Source organism: Pseudomonas sp. NPDC087185, assembly GCF_044744955.1.
In the GTDB taxonomy this organism is placed as follows: domain Bacteria; phylum Pseudomonadota; class Gammaproteobacteria; order Pseudomonadales; family Pseudomonadaceae; genus Aquipseudomonas.
The window spans coordinates 167374-181904 of the sequence record NZ_JBIUZK010000003.1; the positions used below are offsets into that span (position 1 = coordinate 167374).

Sequence of the window (14531 nt, forward strand, 5' to 3'; positions counted from 1 at the left end):
CGTGATTGAATAGCTGGATTCAAAGCATGTACCCCGCCCAGATGCCTTGCTCGACCAGCTCGGAGGCGATGTCGACGAAGGTCTGCCCTACATACCGCGTGGCCGGGCTGACGTGGCGGTCCGCCGGCGAAACCAGCACCAGCTTGCGCATGGGTGTGGGGTCGGTCAACGGGGCAGCACACAGCGTGCCCTCCTTCAGATGTGCATAGATAGACGCCAGCGGCAGCGCGGTAAACCCGAAGCCATTGCGTACCAGGTCGATCATCGCGCCAAACGAGTCGGCTTCCACGCTGGTGGTGATCTTGAAGCCCCGCTCCAGGGCACACTGGTCCATGATCTTGCGCAAGCCGTGGCGCGGGCTGGGCAGCACCAGTTGCTCATCGGCCAGCACGGCAAATGGCACGGCGCTGTTCCAGTCGAGGCCAGCCTCCGGTGGGCCCACCAGCACCAGGTTCTCCATCATCACCGGCTCGATCCGCAAGGTGTGCAGCGGTTGCGGGTCGTATGAGATCGCCAGCTCCAGTTCACCGCGTTGCAGCCAATCCAGAAGATAGCCACTGAAGGCAGAAGAGAACCTGATGGACAAGTCGGGGTGGGTATCGCGGATCCGTTTCACCAGGGGCACGGTGACGATTTCGGCAATGGTCGGCGTAGTACCCACGGCCACCAAACCGCGGAACGCCGCGCGCCCGCCCGCCACCGACGCACGAATGGCCTCGAGCTCATCCATGATGCGCGTGGCGTGTTCGAGCACCTCCAGGCCGGCTTCGGTGATTTCCATGCCGCGGCCATGGCGCTCGAACAAGTAGACGCCCAGTTCTTTCTCCAGCTGGCGTATCTGCCGGCTGAGCGCAGGCTGCGCCACGTGCAAGCGGTCGGACGCCTTGCTCAGGCTGCCCAGCTCGGCCACATGGATCAGGGTCTTGAGTTGCACGACGTCCATCGATGATCACCACAAACGGCAGGAAAGGGCCTGAGCCTAAGGTTACGCCCCAGTCTAAACATCGACTCATGCAACAGCTATAGCATTTGGGCATATCAGCTAGAGGGTTGCACGCCGTGACAAGCGATAGCGGTTTATGCATGCAAGTAACGCCCCATAGCTATGCCCAATCGGCATATCTCAAAGAAAAAATCGGTAGTCGTCCTCGGGGCTGTCTCACCCCATGATGTGGGAAAACAAAAGCAGCATGCCCGGGAGATACCCATGTCATCGCAAGAAGCTGAACAAAACTGGCAAGAGGACGTGTTCCGCGTGCTCAAGGCCCACAACGTCAAACACGTCGTGTTCGTGCCGGATGCCGGCCACTCGGCGGCCATTCGCATGTCCTATGCAGACCCCGATATCAAAGCGGTAGTCCTGACCACCGAGGAAGAAGGCATCGGCTACCTGGCAGGCGCCTGGCTTGGCGGTGAGCGCGGCGCCCTGCTGATGCAGTCCAGCGGCGTGGGCAACTGCATCAACACGCTGGCGCTGCAGAACTGCGCGGGCTTCCCGCTGCTGATGGTGGTGACCATGCGCGGTGACTGGGCAGAGTTCAATGCCTGGCAGAACCCAATGGGCCAGGCCACTGAAGCCTCGCTGCAATTGATGAAGGTGATGACCTGGCGCGCCGACGTGCCGGACGACGTCGCACCGCTGCTGCATGGCGCTGCCACCATGGCCTTCAACGGTGATTCCGCCACTGCCCTGCTGCTCGGCCAGCGCCTGATCGGAGAAAAGAAATGGGTCAAGTAAGTGCCAATCACACCCTGTGCCGCCGCGAAGTGGTACGCACCCTGCTCGCCGATCGCAAGGACCTGCTGGTGGTGACCGGCCTCGGCTCGGCCTCCTATGACGTGATGGCCGCCGGTGACCATGACGGCAACTACTACTTGTGGGCTGCCATGGGCAGTGCGATTACCGTTGGCCTTGGGCTGGCCAACGCCCAGCCCGACAAATCGGTGGTGGTTATCACCGGTGACGGCGAGTTGCTGATGGGCTTTGGGGCCCTGGCTACGGTCGCTTTGCAGAAGCCCGCCAACCTCACCGTCGTGGTGCTGGACAACGGCCACTTCGGCGAAACCGGCATGCAGGTCAGCCATGCCGGCTTCGGCCTCAAGCTTGACCAGGTGGCGCAGACCTGCGGCTTCAGCTGGACCAGTGAAATACGCGATCTGCAAGGTGTGAATGACCTGCGCGAGCGCTTTGCCAGCCGCGAAGGCGTGAAGCTCGCGACCGTCAAGATCAAGGCCGAAAACCCGCCCCGGGTGTTGCCGCCACGCGACGGCCACTCCATCAAGAACCGCTTCCGTGCGGCGCTGGGTTTCCAGCCTCTTTGACCACGCTTGCGGGTGGGGTCGGTTGCCGAACCACGCCGAGGCAGCCGGCCCTGCCCACCCTGGAGAACGTTATGACTGCAACCAACCACGAAGAACTGACGGCCATCCGTGAGGGCGTGCGCGCCCTGTGCGCGGATTTCCCCGCCGAATACTGGCGCAAGATCGACGAACAGAAAGGCTTCCCTGAAGCCTTCGTCAAAGCCATGACTGACGCAGGTTGGCTGTCGGCGATGATCCCCGAGCAATTCGGCGGCTCGGGCCTGGGCCTGGCCGAAGCGTCGGTGATTCTGGAGGAAGTGAACGCCTGTGGTGGCAACTCCGGCACCATCCATGGCCAGATGTACAACATGTTCACCCTGCTGCGTAACGGCAGCGAAGAACAGAAAGGCTACTACCTGCCCAAGCTCGCCAGTGGCGAACTGCGCCTGCAGTCGATGGGCGTGACCGAGCCGACCACCGGAACCGACACCACCAAGATCAAGACCACCGCCGTGCGCAAGGGCGACAAGTATGTGATCAATGGGCAGAAGGTGTGGATCTCCCGCGTTCAGCACTCCGACCTGATGATCCTGCTGGCGCGCACCACGCCGCTGGCCGAGGTGAAGAAAAAGTCCGAAGGCATGTCGATCTTCCTGGTCGACCTGCGCGAGGCCATCGGCAACGGCATGACCGTGCAACCGATTGCCAACCTGGTCAACCACGAAACCAACGAACTGTTCTTCGACAACCTCGAGATCCCTGCCAGCAGCCTGATCGGCGAAGAAGGCAAAGGCTTCCGCTACATCCTCGACGGGCTCAATGCCGAACGCACGCTGATCGCCGCCGAGTGCATAGGAGACGGCCGCTGGTTCGTCGAAAAAGCCAGCCAATACGCCCGCGACCGCGTGGTGTTCGGTCGCCCGATCGGCCAGAACCAAGGCGTGCAGTTCCCCATCGCCGAAGCCCACATCGAGATCGAGGCAGCCGACCTGATGCGCTGGCGTGCCTGCGTGGAATACGACAGCGGCCGCAATGCCGGTGCCGCTGCGAACATGGCCAAGTACCTGGCGGCCAAGGCCAGCTGGGAAGCCGCCAACGCCTGCCTGCAGACCCATGGTGGCTTCGGCTTCGCCAACGAATACGACGTCGAGCGCAAGTTCCGCGAAACCCGCCTGTACCAGGTGGCGCCGATCTCCACCAACCTGATCCTGTCGTACGTGGCCGAACACCTGCTGGAGCTGCCACGCTCGTTCTGATCCGCAATTCCCCTCGCCCACGGTGAGGGGTGTCTTTGCCAGGAGAGATAATAATCATGAGCCAGCCCACGGCCATCCGCCCACTCGACGGCATCACCGTCATCAGCCTCGAACACGCCATCGCCGCGCCGTTCTGCACCCGCCAACTAGCCGACCTCGGCGCGCGGGTGATCAAAGTCGAACGCCCTGGCAGCGGTGACTTCGCCCGCGGCTACGACCAACGGGTCAACGGCCTCGCCTCGCACTTCGTCTGGACCAACCGCTCGAAAGAAAGCCTGGCGCTGGACCTGAAGCAGGACATCGCCGGCGACATCCTCGAGCAATTGCTCGAACAGGCCGATGTACTGGTACAAAACCTGGCGCCGGGCGCCGCGGCGCGCCTGGGCTTGAGTTTCGAGGCGCTGCATGCGCGCTTCCCCAGGCTGATCGTGTGCGATATCTCCGGTTACGGCAGCGGTGGGCCTTACGAGCAGAAAAAGGCCTATGACCTGCTGATCCAGAGTGAGGGCGGGTTCCTGTCGGTGACCGGCGGCCCAGGCGATGAGCACATGGCCAAGGCGGGCAATTCCATCGCAGACATTGCTGCGGGCATGTATGCCTACACCGGTATCCTCTCGGCGGTATTACTGCGCGAGAAGACCGGGGTGGGCAGCCAAGTCGAGGTGTCCATGCTCGAAGCCCTGGTCGAGTGGATGAACTATCCGCTGTACTACGCCTATCAAGGCGCCCCGCCGCCACCACGCGCCGGCGCCGCCCACGCCACGATCTACCCCTATGGGCCGTTCCCGATCGGCGATGGCAGCACTGTCATGCTCGGGTTGCAGAACGAACGCGAGTGGCAGCTGTTTTGCGAGCAGGTATTGCTGCAGCCGGACCTGGCCAGCGATGACCGCTTCGCCGCCAATTTCAAGCGTGTGGCCAACCGGGATGCCTTGCGTGCACTGATTGTGCAGGCATTCGCTGCGCTGGACTTCGGTACCGTGATCCAGCGCCTGGACCAGGCAAGCATCGCCAACGCCAAAGTCAACGACATGCAAGGCGTGTGGCAGCACCCGCAACTGAAAGCGCGCGAGCGCTGGCGGCAGGTCGACACCGCCGCCGGCAGCGTACCCAGCCTGCTACCGCCCGCCACCAGCAATGCCTACAGCCCGCGCATGGACCCGGTGCCTGCCCTGGGCGAACACAGCGAAGCCATCCTGGCCGAACTGGGCCTGCCTGGCCAACGCATTCAACAGCTGCGCGTTTCAGGGGTGATCTGACCCCTCTTTTTCAAAGAGAACTACTGCTTATGAAAGTGCTGGTCGCTATCAAACGTGTGGTCGATTACAACGTCAAGGTTCGCGTCAAGGCGGATCAGTCCGGCGTCGACCTGACAAACGTCAAGATGTCCATGAACCCCTTCTGCGAAATCGCCGTCGAAGAAGCCGTACGCCTGAAAGAGAAAGGCGTGGCGAGCGAGATCGTGGTTGTCTCCGTCGGCCCGACCACTGCCCAGGAGCAGCTGCGTACCGCGCTGGCGCTGGGTGCCGACCGGGCGATCCTGGTCGAAGCCGCCGATGAGCTGAATTCGCTGGCCGTGGCCAAGGCGCTGAAAGCCGTTGTCGACAAAGAGCAGCCGCAGCTGGTCATCCTCGGCAAGCAGGCCATCGACAGTGATAACAACCAGACCGGCCAGATGCTGGCCGCGCTGACCCGCTACGCCCAAGGCACCTTCGCCTCCAAGGTCGAAGTCGCTGGCGACACGCTGAACGTCACCCGTGAAATCGATGGCGGCCTGCAGACCGTTGCCCTGAACCTGCCGGCCATCGTCACCACCGACCTGCGCCTGAATGAACCGCGCTACGCGTCGCTGCCCAACATCATGAAGGCCAAGAAGAAGCCGCTGGAGACTGTGACGCCAGATGCGCTGGGCGTATCGCTCGCCTCCACCCACAAGACCCTGAAAGTCGAAGCGCCTGCGGCCCGTAGCGCGGGCATCAGGGTCAAGTCAGTGGCCGAACTGGTCGAGAAACTGAAACACGAGGCGAAGGTAATATAATGGCTATTTTGGTAGTAGCAGACCACGACAACCAGACGCTGGCGGCCGCCACGCTCAACACCCTGGCTGCGGCGCAGCAGATCGGCGGTGAAATTGTCGTGCTGGTGGCCGGCCATGATGTTGCAGGGGTGGCGTTCGCCGCTGCCGAGGTTGCCTGTGTCAGCAAAGTGCTGGTCGCCGACGATGCCGCCTACGCGCATCAATTACCGGAAAACCTCGCGCCCCTGGTCGCAGCCCTTGGCCGCGACTTCAGTCACATACTGGCGCCCGCCACCAGCAATGGCAAAAACACCTTGCCGCGGGTTGCCGCCCTGCTGGATGTCGACCAGATTTCCGAGATCATTGCGGTCGAGTCCAGCGACACCTTCAAGCGCCCGATCTATGCCGGTAATGCCATCGCCACCGTGCAATCGAGCGCGGCCGTCAAGGTCATCACGGTGCGCAGCACCGGCTTCGATGCCGTCCCGGTCAGCGGCGGCGGTGCAGTGATCGAAGCACTGGCGGGCGCCACGGATACCCTGCTGTCACGCGTTGTCGGCGAGCAACTGGCCACTTCAGAGCGCCCGGAGCTGACCGCAGCCAAGGTTGTGGTGTCCGGCGGCCGTGGCCTGGGCAACGGTGACAACTTCAAGCACCTGTACAGCCTGGCCGACAAGCTCGGCGCGGCGGTCGGTGCTTCGCGCGCAGCGGTGGACGCAGGCTTCGTGCCCAACGACATGCAAGTGGGCCAGACCGGCAAAATCGTTGCGCCGCAGCTGTACATCGCCGTGGGTATTTCCGGCGCCATCCAGCACCTGGCCGGCATGAAAGACTCCAAGGTGATCGTTGCGATCAACAAGGATGAAGAAGCGCCCATCTTCCAGGTAGCTGATTACGGCCTGGTGGGTGACTTGTTCGAACGCGTGCCGGAACTCACCGCTTCCCTGTAAAAGGACAACGATCATGACGACACATGCTTTGCAGAACTGGGTCGGCCGCAGCGAGACCAGCCACGACCACATCAGCCATAACCTGGTGAAGCGCCTGGCCGCCACGCTCAACGAGCCCGCGCCAGCCCCCGGCGACGCCTTGCCCCTGCTGTGGCATTGGGCGTTCTTTCAGGAACCGGTCGAGGAGCCGGGGCTTGGGGCCGACGGCCACCCCGCCCGTGGCGGCTTCCTGCCGCCCGCCGACAACCGCAACCGGATGTGGGCCGGCGGCCGCCTGACGTTCAACCAGCCGCTGCGCGTCGACGCCCAGGTGACGCGCCGTTCGACCATTCTGGATGTGCAGGAAAAGCACGGCCGCACCGGCTCGTTGCTGTTCGTCACGGTGCAGCATGAGTACGTGCAGGACGGCCAATGCGCACTGGTCGAAGAGCAGGACATCGTCTACCGCGAGCCCACGCCGCCCAAGTTGAGCGGCACCGACCCACTGCCGCAAGGTGAGTGGCAGCACGCTGTGCAACCGACCCCGACGCTGCTGTTCCGCTATTCGGCAGTGACCTTCAACGGCCACCGTATCCACTATGACTGGCCCTATGTCACCGAAACAGAGGGCTACCCAGGCCTGGTCGTGCATGGCCCCTTGATCGCGACCTTGAACCTGCGCGCGTTCGTCCAGGCGCACCCGCACGCGCAGGTGCGCCGCTTCAGCTTCCGCGGGGTGCGGCCGTTGATCTGCCCCGACGCCTTCGAAGTCGGCGGCCGCCTGCTGGGCGATGGCACGGCGCAGGTCTGGGCTGGCAATGCCGCGGGCCAGGCGCAGGTGGGCGAAGTCGAATTCACGCAAGGGGTACAAGCATGAACCCGGCAACCGTTCGCAGTGCACTGTTCGTTCCGGCCAGCCGTCCAGAGCGCATACCCAAGGCGCTGGCCAGTGGCGCCGACCGGGTCATCGTCGACCTGGAAGATGCGGTCGAAGAGGCGCTCAAGGAGCAGTCACGCGATAACCTGGAGCAGTTTCTCAGCGCGCAACCGGGCGCCCGCGTACTGGTGCGGGTAAACGCACCGGGGCACTGGGCGCATGAAGCGGACCTTGCGCTGTGCCAGCGCCAGCCTGGGGTTGTCGGGATACTGTTGCCCAAGGCCGAAACCTGCGAGCAGATCGCACGGGCCCATGCCACCGGCAAGCCGGTATGGCCGATCATCGAAAGCGCCAAAGGCCTTGCTGCCCTGCCCTCGCTGGCCAGCGCACCAGGTGTTGATCGCCTGTCGTTCGGCAGCCTCGACCTGGGGCTGGACCTGGGCCTGGCCACAGGCAGCGAAGCGGCAGGACAGGTGCTGGGGCATGCCCGCTATGCCGTGCTGCTGCATAGCCGCGTTGCCGGGCTGGCCGCACCGCTGGACGGTGTATACCCCGCCATCCAGGACACCGCCGGGCTGCAGCGCCACGTGCAGTTCGCCCGCGACATGGGCTTTGGCGGCGCCTTGTGCATCCACCCGAGCCAGGTGGCGATCATACATACGGCGCTCAAGCCTGCCGACGCCGAGTTGGACTGGGCGCGGCGTGTGGTTGCCCAGGCCGAAATCGGCGCCGGCGTGTTTACCCTGGACGGGCAGATGGTCGATGCCCCGGTGATCCTGCGCGCCCGCGCGCTGCTGCTGCACGCAGATTGACTGACACGCGTACATGCCCACGGTACAGGCTCGTCTCACTGTTCTGACGCGCAGTGGCGGCCTGTACCGGGGGCACCCTGGGGAGGCCCCATCGATGGCTGAAGCATTGAGACCCTGCCCTGCATCCCTCTTGCAGGCGGCAGCACAATTGATGGCTGAGTCCGGCTACGCCGCCATGAGCATGCGCCAGCTGGCCAGCCGGGTCGGGTTGCTGCCCGGCAGCCTTTACCACCATGTCGCCTGCAAGCAGGACCTGTTGCTGAACGTGCTGCTCGATGTGGTCGAGCGGCGTATAGAAGCCTGGCACAACGGCGCGCACGCCAACGACCTGAACGGGTTCGTGCGCTTCATGCTCAGGCGCCAGCGCAGCCACCCTCATGAGCCATTGCTGCTGCGTCACGAGGCACGTCACCTCGACGGCCGGCAGCGCCGTTGGCTGCAACAGGCGCTGGGGCGGTTGAGCCTGCCGCTGACGCACATCATCCAGGCCGCACAACCGCGCCTGCCTGATACCCAGCGCACCTGCCTGGCGATGCTGACCGTCATCGATGCAGCCGACGGGATGCGCGATGAACGGGGCCACTGCGATGAAACCTGGGTCGAAGAACGTGTGCTGGCCATGTGTCGCGCCCTGCTGCAACCCTGCCCCGTTTAAACCTGTGATTGCCCAGGCTGGCCTATCCTGTGCTCAGGGGCCTATGGCGCGCCTTGCCATGCCGTCGAACAGGTTCACGTCACACAATGTCCGATCACAGCTCCCCCTGGCGTAGCCTTGCAGCCTTCTGCCAGGGCATCCGCGCGGAATTCCTTGCCCCGGAACGTTTGCCCCAGCGCCTGTTGGACGAGGTCGAAACGCTGCTCTCGGTGCTACTGGCCATCGCCATGGCGCATTACCTGGGCGTAGCCAACGTCGGCTGGGCGGCGTTCAGCGGCTACATGGTGATGCGCTCGAGCCTGCACGACAGCGTCTACCGCGGTGGGCTGAGAATCATCGGCACCGCTGCCGGCGCCATGGCCGCTGCGGTGCTGGCGACCCGTACAGGTTTGCCCGGGCATTGGCTTGGGCCGGTGATCGGCCTGGTCGGCGCTGCCACGCTGCTGTGTGCCATCCGCTACGCGCATGGCTATGCCTGGCTGTTCGCCGGGCTGACCTTCGCCATGGTCGCCCTCGCCAGCCTGCAGGCAGACAGCGCCGACGGCGTGCTGTATTTCGCCCGCACGCGGGTCGAGGAAGTCGCCTGCGGGACGCTGGCCTGCTGGTTCGTGGCCATGCTTTCGGGCCGCACAGTGAGGCGTGCCTTGCCGGCTGTGGGTGCGCACGCCAGCCTGGCCCAGGGCGCTGTGCCGGCGCAGATAACCCGCCGCATGCTGGTGCACGTGCTGCAGGCCGGCCTCGCCCTGGCACTGATACCCTTGCTCGGCCACTGGCTGGCTGTCGAGGGGCTGAGCCAGGCCGCCATCACCGTCATGGCGGTGATGATGGTGCCGCCGGCGGCATTGGTGCCGGGTAGCAGAACCGTAGCGCTGCGCAATATCCACCGCCTGGTCGGCTGTGCGGCGGGTGCCGCGTGCGCGGGGCTGGCGCTGGCATTGCTGGGTTCGAACTGGCTCGCCATGACCTTGATGATGTGCATCGGGGTCCTGCTGGGCCGGCATATCGAAAACAGCAACCGCGCCTTTGCCTATGCCGGCACCCAGTTCGCGCTGGTGTACCTGGTGGTGATGGTGCCCGACACCTACACGCATGCCAGCCCGGAACCCGGCTGGATACGCCTGGAAGGTGTCGTTGCAGGTTTTGTCCTGATCGGCGTCGTGCGCCTGGCGAACCTGTTCGTCCGCCAGCGCACGCCGGTCGATCAGCACACACCGTCAGGCGATTGAGGGGGCGGCGCTAGCCCGTAACCGCTCCAGATACACCGGGAACACCTCAGGGTTGACCATGCGTGGCCCGGGTTCAGCGTTCAGTACCTGGAGGATCTGCTGCGCTGCCCAGTGCCCCATCCGCCACCGGGCCTCGGCGGTGACCCCAGCGGTGTGGTAAAGGCCGACAACATTCTTCAACCCCAGCAGCGGGTGATCGAGTGCAGGCGGTTCTTCGTCCCAGACGTCGAGGCCGGCGCCGCCAAGATGGCCGCTGGCGAGCGCGCCATACAGGGCGGCTTCATCGTGCAGCCCCCCGCGGGCCGTGTTGATGAAGATGGCGCCTTGACGCATCCGTGCAAAGGCAGCCGCGTCCATCACGTTCAGGGTCACCGGAGTTCTCGGGCAATGCAGCGAAACCACATGGCTTTGCTCCAGCAGTTCATCCAGCGAACACGGCCGGGCTCCCCTGCCAGTGATCTGTTCGGTGTCCAGCAGCGGATCATGGGCAATCACCTGCATCCCCAGTGCCTGCGCAATACGCGCTACCCGGGTGCCGATTTCGCCCAGGCCCACGATGCCCAGCGTTTTCTCGTACAGTTCTGCGCCCATCAAATCTTCACGGGCGAAGCCCCTGGTCGAGCGCAAGCGCCGGTCAGACTCGCTGATACGCCGGGCGCAATCGAGCATAAGGCCGATGGCCGCCTCTGCCACCGACTGGGCATTGGCACCAGACTGGTTGACCACCAGCACGCCGGCCCGGCTGCACGCGGCGATGTCGACCGTGTCATAGCCGGCGCCGTTGGTGGATACGCACAAGAGGCTCGGCAACTGCCTCAACAGGGGTGCAGTCACGTGCCAGGCCTGGGGCAGCTCATCGCGGGCCGAGGGGACCTGATACACATGGCTGCTGCGCAGTGCCCGCAAGATCACCTCGGGGCGCTCGGCGCGTGCCACAGTCGTCAATTCGACCCCTGGCGTCATGGCCAAGGTCTGCGCCATTACCGGGTGGTACCAAACGTCGAAACGCATGACCTTCTTTGAATTCAAGCTCATCTTGCCGGCGCCTCAGTGGCTGACGTGGGTAGGCAACGGCTTGCGCCCCGTGAACTTGCGCACACCGATGTTTTCCTCGACCTTGCCGTCGCCATCCAGGTAACCGTGCTGGCGCAAGTCGGGCATCAGCAGTGCGGAAACCAGGGTAATGGCGCCGATAGCGGCCACGTACAGGTAGAAGTACTCCTCCACGCCCAGTGAGCGGAAGGTCAGTGCCACGTACTCGGCCGAGCCACCGAACATCGCCGCGCCCACGGCATAAGGCAGGCCTACCCCCAGTGCGCGAACGGTCGGCGGGTAGAAGTCGGCCTTGAGCACGCCGGTCACCGGGGTATAGAACGCTGCGATGAGCAGCCCGCCTACCACCAGCGCGAAAGCGCCCAGCGGGCTGTGCACCGACTTGATGGCGGTCAGCAGCGGGATGACCAGGCACGTCGACAGCACGCCGAAGATGATCATGTTGCGGCGCACGCCAATCTTGTCGGCGAGCAGGCCGAAGACCGGCTGGCAGAGCATGAAGATCACCAGCGCCGCTGCCATGATGATGCTTACCGTCGGCGCAGGCATGCCGACGCTGACTACCAGAAACTTCTGCATGTAGGCGGTAAAGGTATAGAAGTACAACGAGCAACCGATGGTAATGGTGAAGGTCAGCAACACGGCGCGCTTGTGTTGCAGCAACGCCTTGATCGAGCCGGCCTCCTTGCGCTTCATGTCCTGCTCGGTGGCCGTCTCACGCATGGTCCGGCGCAGGTACACCACCACGATAGAGGCCAATGCACCGATCAGGAAGGGCACCCGCCAGCCCCAGGCCTTGAGGTCCTGCTCGGAAAGCACCAGCTGCAGCACGGCCACGGTGAGCAAGGCTAGCAGTTGGCCGGCAATGATGGTCATGTACTGGAAGGAGCCATAGAACGAACGCCGCCCTGCCCTCGACACCTCACTGATGTAGGTGGCCCCGGTGCCATACTCGGCACCGACCGACAGCCCCTGCATCAGCCGTGCCACCACCAGCAACACCGGTGCGGCGACGCCGATGGATGCGTAAGTGGGCATGATCGCGATCATCAGCGAGCCGCCGCACATCATGAACACCGAGATGATCATGGAAATCTTGCGCCCGCGGGTATCGGCGATGTAGCCAAAGATCCAGCCGCCCAGCGGGCGCATGAAAAAGCCCACCGCAAAGATGCCCGCCGTGGCCAGCAGCTGGCTGGTCTGGTCACCTGCCGGGAAGAACAGCGAAGCGAAGTAGATCGAGGTGTAGGCGTAGATGAAGAAGTCGTACCACTCCACCAGGTTGCCGGAACACACGCCGACGATGGCGGTGGTGCGCTCTTTGCGCGTCAACGGACGGGCCATGCCCATGTCTGCATTCATGTTAGTACCCTTGTTGTTATTGTTTTACCGACTCGGGTACAGCTTTGCACAGCGCCGTTTTCGCGGAAGGCCTGCCGGGCGTCTATCAGTTATGCCTGCCCGGCATGGCTAAGTTGCCCTGACGCCGATGACACTTCAGCCGCCATGCCGGGCCTGGAAATCCGCGATCCGGCGCCACATTTCGATGGGGTTGGAATACATCGGGAAGTGCCCACACTCAGGGATGCTGGCCAGTTCCACGCCCTTGGCCCGGATATCTGCCAGGTAGGACAGGTGGCTGTTCTGCTCGCCGTACATGAACAGGCGCGGGCACGGCAGGCCGAGAAACCGGGTCATCAGCTCGCCCTGGTCGGACAGCTGCACCATCGAGGTGAAAATGCCCCTTACCGCCTCGGCCCGCACCTTGTACGGCAGGCTGGCAGCGTACAGCGCACTGGCCGGGTCGCTGCTGTGGCGGGTGCGCTCGATGAAGGCATCGAAGAATGCCCCGGGTTGCTCAGCCGGGTAGTCGAAGATCTGGCGGCTGAGGAAGCAATCCTCCGGGGCGATGTTGCCTTCGATGTCGACGAAGCTGATCACGCGCTCGGGGCAGTGGTCGGCGAGCAGCAGCGCTGTCAGGCCGCCCATCGAGTGCCCCACCACGTGAAAGCGCTCGACGGCAAAGTGGTCGAGTACCTTGAGCGCGGTCGCCAGCAACAGCGGGACGTCGATACGCGTCAGGTCACTGCAACGGCTTTCACCGCACCCCGGCGCGTCATACGCAATGAACCCACGGCCAGCGAATGCTGGCTGTCGCGTCAGGCCGGCGTAATCTTCCTTGGTCGAGCCGAAACCATGCAGGAACAGGATCGGCGCGCCCTGCCCTTGGCGATACGCAGTGGCCAGCTCAAGATTGACCCCTTCGATCGTCAAAGGCAGCACGCACTGGCGATAAGATTGCGAGTCGGGCACGGGTGAGCTCCTGCTGGGTTGGGGCGCTCACTCTCGACGGTCATCGGCCATCTGTAAATTCCTCATCGACAATCTTTTCCATACGCCAAACCTATCGACTGCCCGCCCCCAACTGCGCCACCAACGCCTCCACCAACGGGTTGCCCCGTGCGGTATTCCAGGCATAGGTGGTGGTCACCACGCTGACCTTCTGCGACAGCGGCCGCATTACCACATTGGCCGGCGCAAGCTTTTTCATGGCAGCGGGCACCAGGGCAATACCCTGCCCGCAACTGACGAAGGCGATTTGCGAAGCCACCGAGCGCACTTCGTGCAGTACCCGGGGCGAATAACCATGCGCACGGCAGGTCGCGATCAGGTTGTCGAAGTACAGCGGGCTGACCTTGCGGGCGAACATCACCAGTGGCTCACTGGCCAGGCTCGCCAGGTCGATGCGGCTGCGCTTGGCGAGGGGGTGCTCGGTCGGCAAGGCGACCATCAGCCGCTCTTCGGTCAGCGGGCGCCACTCCAGGCCTTTGCCCAGGTCGCCATCGAGCCGGGCAAACGCCAGGTCGATATCGCCTGCCTCCAGCGCGGGTACCGCCTCGACGCTGTCGATTTCACGCACCGACACCGTCACCTGCGGATGATCGTGCTTGAACCGCTCGATCACCCCGGGCAGTACATCGAACATGGCCGACGAGATGGCGCCGATGGTGAGCATGCCTTGGTGCCCCGCCACCGCCTCCTCCACCGCCAACTCCAGCCGTTCGAGCTGGTCGGCGAATTTGCGCACTGCGGGCAGAATTGCCGCGCCTACCGGGGTCAGGCTCGCGCCGCGCCGGGAGCGCTCGAACAGCTTGACCTTGAGCGCCTGCTCGAGAATCTGGATCTGCTCGGTCAACGGTGGCTGGGTCATGCCCAGGCGCTTGGCTGCGCGGCCGAAGTTGCGTTCCTCGGCCACCGCAAGAAACAGCCAGAGGTGGCGGATAAGGCGGAAATTGATCATGGCGGTTCCATAGGTTGGGCATATGTTAAGTATCCTTGATAAGGAATATACCTATCATATGCGCTGTCGGACACTCAGGCCTCCTTCACCACAGAGGTTCACCC

The 14531-nt window shown here is 63.9% G+C and carries 15 protein-coding genes; 10 read left to right on the forward strand and 5 right to left on the reverse strand.

Going from position 1 to position 14531, the window contains the following annotated elements; all coding sequences use genetic code 11:
* Positions 1 to 19: 19 nt before the first annotated feature.
* Entirely contained in the window at positions 20 to 943 is a 924-nt protein-coding gene (locus ACIPIJ_RS11030; protein WP_401076176.1) for a LysR family transcriptional regulator, read from the reverse strand.
* 264 nt (positions 944 to 1207) lie between these two features.
* On the opposite strand from ACIPIJ_RS11030, the gene ACIPIJ_RS11035 reads away from it, so the two are divergent.
* From ACIPIJ_RS11035 to ACIPIJ_RS11080, 10 genes are all read left to right on the forward strand, one after another.
* A complete protein-coding gene (locus ACIPIJ_RS11035; protein WP_401076179.1) occupies positions 1208 to 1738 on the forward strand; it encodes a thiamine pyrophosphate-binding protein in 531 nt (176 codons plus the stop codon).
* Positions 1726 to 2322 (forward strand): thiamine pyrophosphate-dependent enzyme, encoded by a 597-nt coding sequence (locus ACIPIJ_RS11040; RefSeq protein WP_401076182.1) that lies wholly within the window; start codon positions 1726 to 1728, stop codon positions 2320 to 2322. Before ACIPIJ_RS11035 ends, ACIPIJ_RS11040 begins: the two co-directional genes overlap by 13 nt.
* Positions 2323 to 2393: 71 nt before the next feature.
* Positions 2394 to 3557, forward strand: a complete 1164-nt coding sequence (locus ACIPIJ_RS11045; RefSeq protein WP_401076185.1) for an acyl-CoA dehydrogenase family protein — start codon at positions 2394 to 2396, stop codon at positions 3555 to 3557.
* Between the two features lie 56 nt (positions 3558 to 3613).
* Entirely contained in the window at positions 3614 to 4816 is a 1203-nt protein-coding gene (locus ACIPIJ_RS11050; RefSeq protein WP_401076187.1) for a CaiB/BaiF CoA transferase family protein, read from the forward strand.
* A 29-nt stretch (positions 4817 to 4845) separates the two neighbouring features.
* Positions 4846 to 5595, forward strand: a complete 750-nt coding sequence (locus tag ACIPIJ_RS11055) for an electron transfer flavoprotein subunit beta/FixA family protein (protein ID WP_401076189.1) — start codon at positions 4846 to 4848, stop codon at positions 5593 to 5595.
* Positions 5595 to 6524: an electron transfer flavoprotein subunit alpha/FixB family protein gene (locus tag ACIPIJ_RS11060; protein WP_401076192.1), complete on the forward strand. Its 930-nt coding sequence runs from the start codon at positions 5595 to 5597 to the stop codon at positions 6522 to 6524. The genes ACIPIJ_RS11055 and ACIPIJ_RS11060 overlap by 1 nt, the downstream gene beginning before the upstream one ends.
* A gap of 13 nt (positions 6525 to 6537) precedes the next feature.
* Positions 6538 to 7380: a MaoC family dehydratase N-terminal domain-containing protein gene (locus ACIPIJ_RS11065; protein ID WP_401076194.1), complete on the forward strand. Its 843-nt coding sequence runs from the start codon at positions 6538 to 6540 to the stop codon at positions 7378 to 7380.
* Positions 7377 to 8192: an HpcH/HpaI aldolase/citrate lyase family protein gene (locus ACIPIJ_RS11070; RefSeq protein WP_401076197.1), complete on the forward strand. Its 816-nt coding sequence runs from the start codon at positions 7377 to 7379 to the stop codon at positions 8190 to 8192. Before ACIPIJ_RS11065 ends, ACIPIJ_RS11070 begins: the two co-directional genes overlap by 4 nt.
* A 94-nt stretch (positions 8193 to 8286) precedes the next feature.
* Positions 8287 to 8847, forward strand: coding sequence for a TetR/AcrR family transcriptional regulator (locus ACIPIJ_RS11075; protein ID WP_401076200.1), 561 nt, complete (start codon positions 8287 to 8289; stop codon positions 8845 to 8847).
* An 86-nt stretch (positions 8848 to 8933) separates the two neighbouring features.
* Positions 8934 to 10073: an FUSC family protein gene (locus tag ACIPIJ_RS11080; protein WP_401076202.1), complete on the forward strand. Its 1140-nt coding sequence runs from the start codon at positions 8934 to 8936 to the stop codon at positions 10071 to 10073.
* Here ACIPIJ_RS11080 and ACIPIJ_RS11085 read toward each other — a convergent pair.
* The 4 genes from ACIPIJ_RS11085 to ACIPIJ_RS11100 all read right to left on the reverse strand — a co-directional run bounded on the left by ACIPIJ_RS11085 (position 10062) and on the right by ACIPIJ_RS11100 (position 14427).
* Positions 10062 to 11084 carry a hydroxyacid dehydrogenase gene (locus tag ACIPIJ_RS11085; protein ID WP_401076205.1) on the reverse strand — a complete coding sequence of 341 codons (1023 nt, stop codon included), beginning with the start codon at positions 11082 to 11084 and terminating at the stop codon, positions 10062 to 10064. The genes ACIPIJ_RS11080 and ACIPIJ_RS11085 overlap by 12 nt on opposite strands.
* A gap of 36 nt (positions 11085 to 11120) precedes the next feature.
* The gene (locus ACIPIJ_RS11090; RefSeq protein ID WP_401077554.1) at positions 11121 to 12476 is read right to left on the reverse strand and encodes an MFS family transporter; all 1356 of its coding nucleotides are present in this window, start codon (positions 12474 to 12476) and stop codon (positions 11121 to 11123) included.
* 147 nt (positions 12477 to 12623) lie between these two features.
* Entirely contained in the window at positions 12624 to 13439 is an 816-nt protein-coding gene (locus tag ACIPIJ_RS11095; protein ID WP_401076207.1) for an alpha/beta fold hydrolase, read from the reverse strand.
* A gap of 91 nt (positions 13440 to 13530) precedes the next feature.
* Positions 13531 to 14427: a LysR substrate-binding domain-containing protein gene (locus tag ACIPIJ_RS11100; protein WP_401076210.1), complete on the reverse strand. Its 897-nt coding sequence runs from the start codon at positions 14425 to 14427 to the stop codon at positions 13531 to 13533.
* Positions 14428 to 14531: the final 104 nt, after the last annotated feature.

Excerpts from the sequence above, each read along its gene's own strand:
- ACIPIJ_RS11030 (WP_401076176.1), bottom strand. The coding sequence starts at position 943 with ATGGACGTCGTGCAACTCAAGACCCTGATCCATGTGGCCGAGCTGGGC.
- ACIPIJ_RS11070 (WP_401076197.1), top strand. The coding sequence starts at position 7,377 with ATGAACCCGGCAACCGTTCGCAGTGCACTGTTCGTTCCGGCCAGCCGT.
- ACIPIJ_RS11065 (WP_401076194.1), top strand. The coding sequence starts at position 6,538 with ATGACGACACATGCTTTGCAGAACTGGGTCGGCCGCAGCGAGACCAGC.
- ACIPIJ_RS11040 (WP_401076182.1), top strand. The coding sequence starts at position 1,726 with ATGGGTCAAGTAAGTGCCAATCACACCCTGTGCCGCCGCGAAGTGGTA.
- ACIPIJ_RS11075 (WP_401076200.1), top strand. The coding sequence starts at position 8,287 with ATGGCTGAAGCATTGAGACCCTGCCCTGCATCCCTCTTGCAGGCGGCA.
- ACIPIJ_RS11055 (WP_401076189.1), top strand. The coding sequence starts at position 4,846 with ATGAAAGTGCTGGTCGCTATCAAACGTGTGGTCGATTACAACGTCAAG.
- ACIPIJ_RS11080 (WP_401076202.1), top strand. The coding sequence starts at position 8,934 with ATGTCCGATCACAGCTCCCCCTGGCGTAGCCTTGCAGCCTTCTGCCAG.
- ACIPIJ_RS11100 (WP_401076210.1), bottom strand. The coding sequence starts at position 14,427 with ATGATCAATTTCCGCCTTATCCGCCACCTCTGGCTGTTTCTTGCGGTG.
- ACIPIJ_RS11045 (WP_401076185.1), top strand. The coding sequence starts at position 2,394 with ATGACTGCAACCAACCACGAAGAACTGACGGCCATCCGTGAGGGCGTG.
- ACIPIJ_RS11035 (WP_401076179.1), top strand. The coding sequence starts at position 1,208 with ATGTCATCGCAAGAAGCTGAACAAAACTGGCAAGAGGACGTGTTCCGC.
- ACIPIJ_RS11060 (WP_401076192.1), top strand. The coding sequence starts at position 5,595 with ATGGCTATTTTGGTAGTAGCAGACCACGACAACCAGACGCTGGCGGCC.
- ACIPIJ_RS11085 (WP_401076205.1), bottom strand. The coding sequence starts at position 11,084 with ATGCGTTTCGACGTTTGGTACCACCCGGTAATGGCGCAGACCTTGGCC.
- ACIPIJ_RS11090 (WP_401077554.1), bottom strand. The coding sequence starts at position 12,476 with ATGGGCATGGCCCGTCCGTTGACGCGCAAAGAGCGCACCACCGCCATC.
- ACIPIJ_RS11050 (WP_401076187.1), top strand. The coding sequence starts at position 3,614 with ATGAGCCAGCCCACGGCCATCCGCCCACTCGACGGCATCACCGTCATC.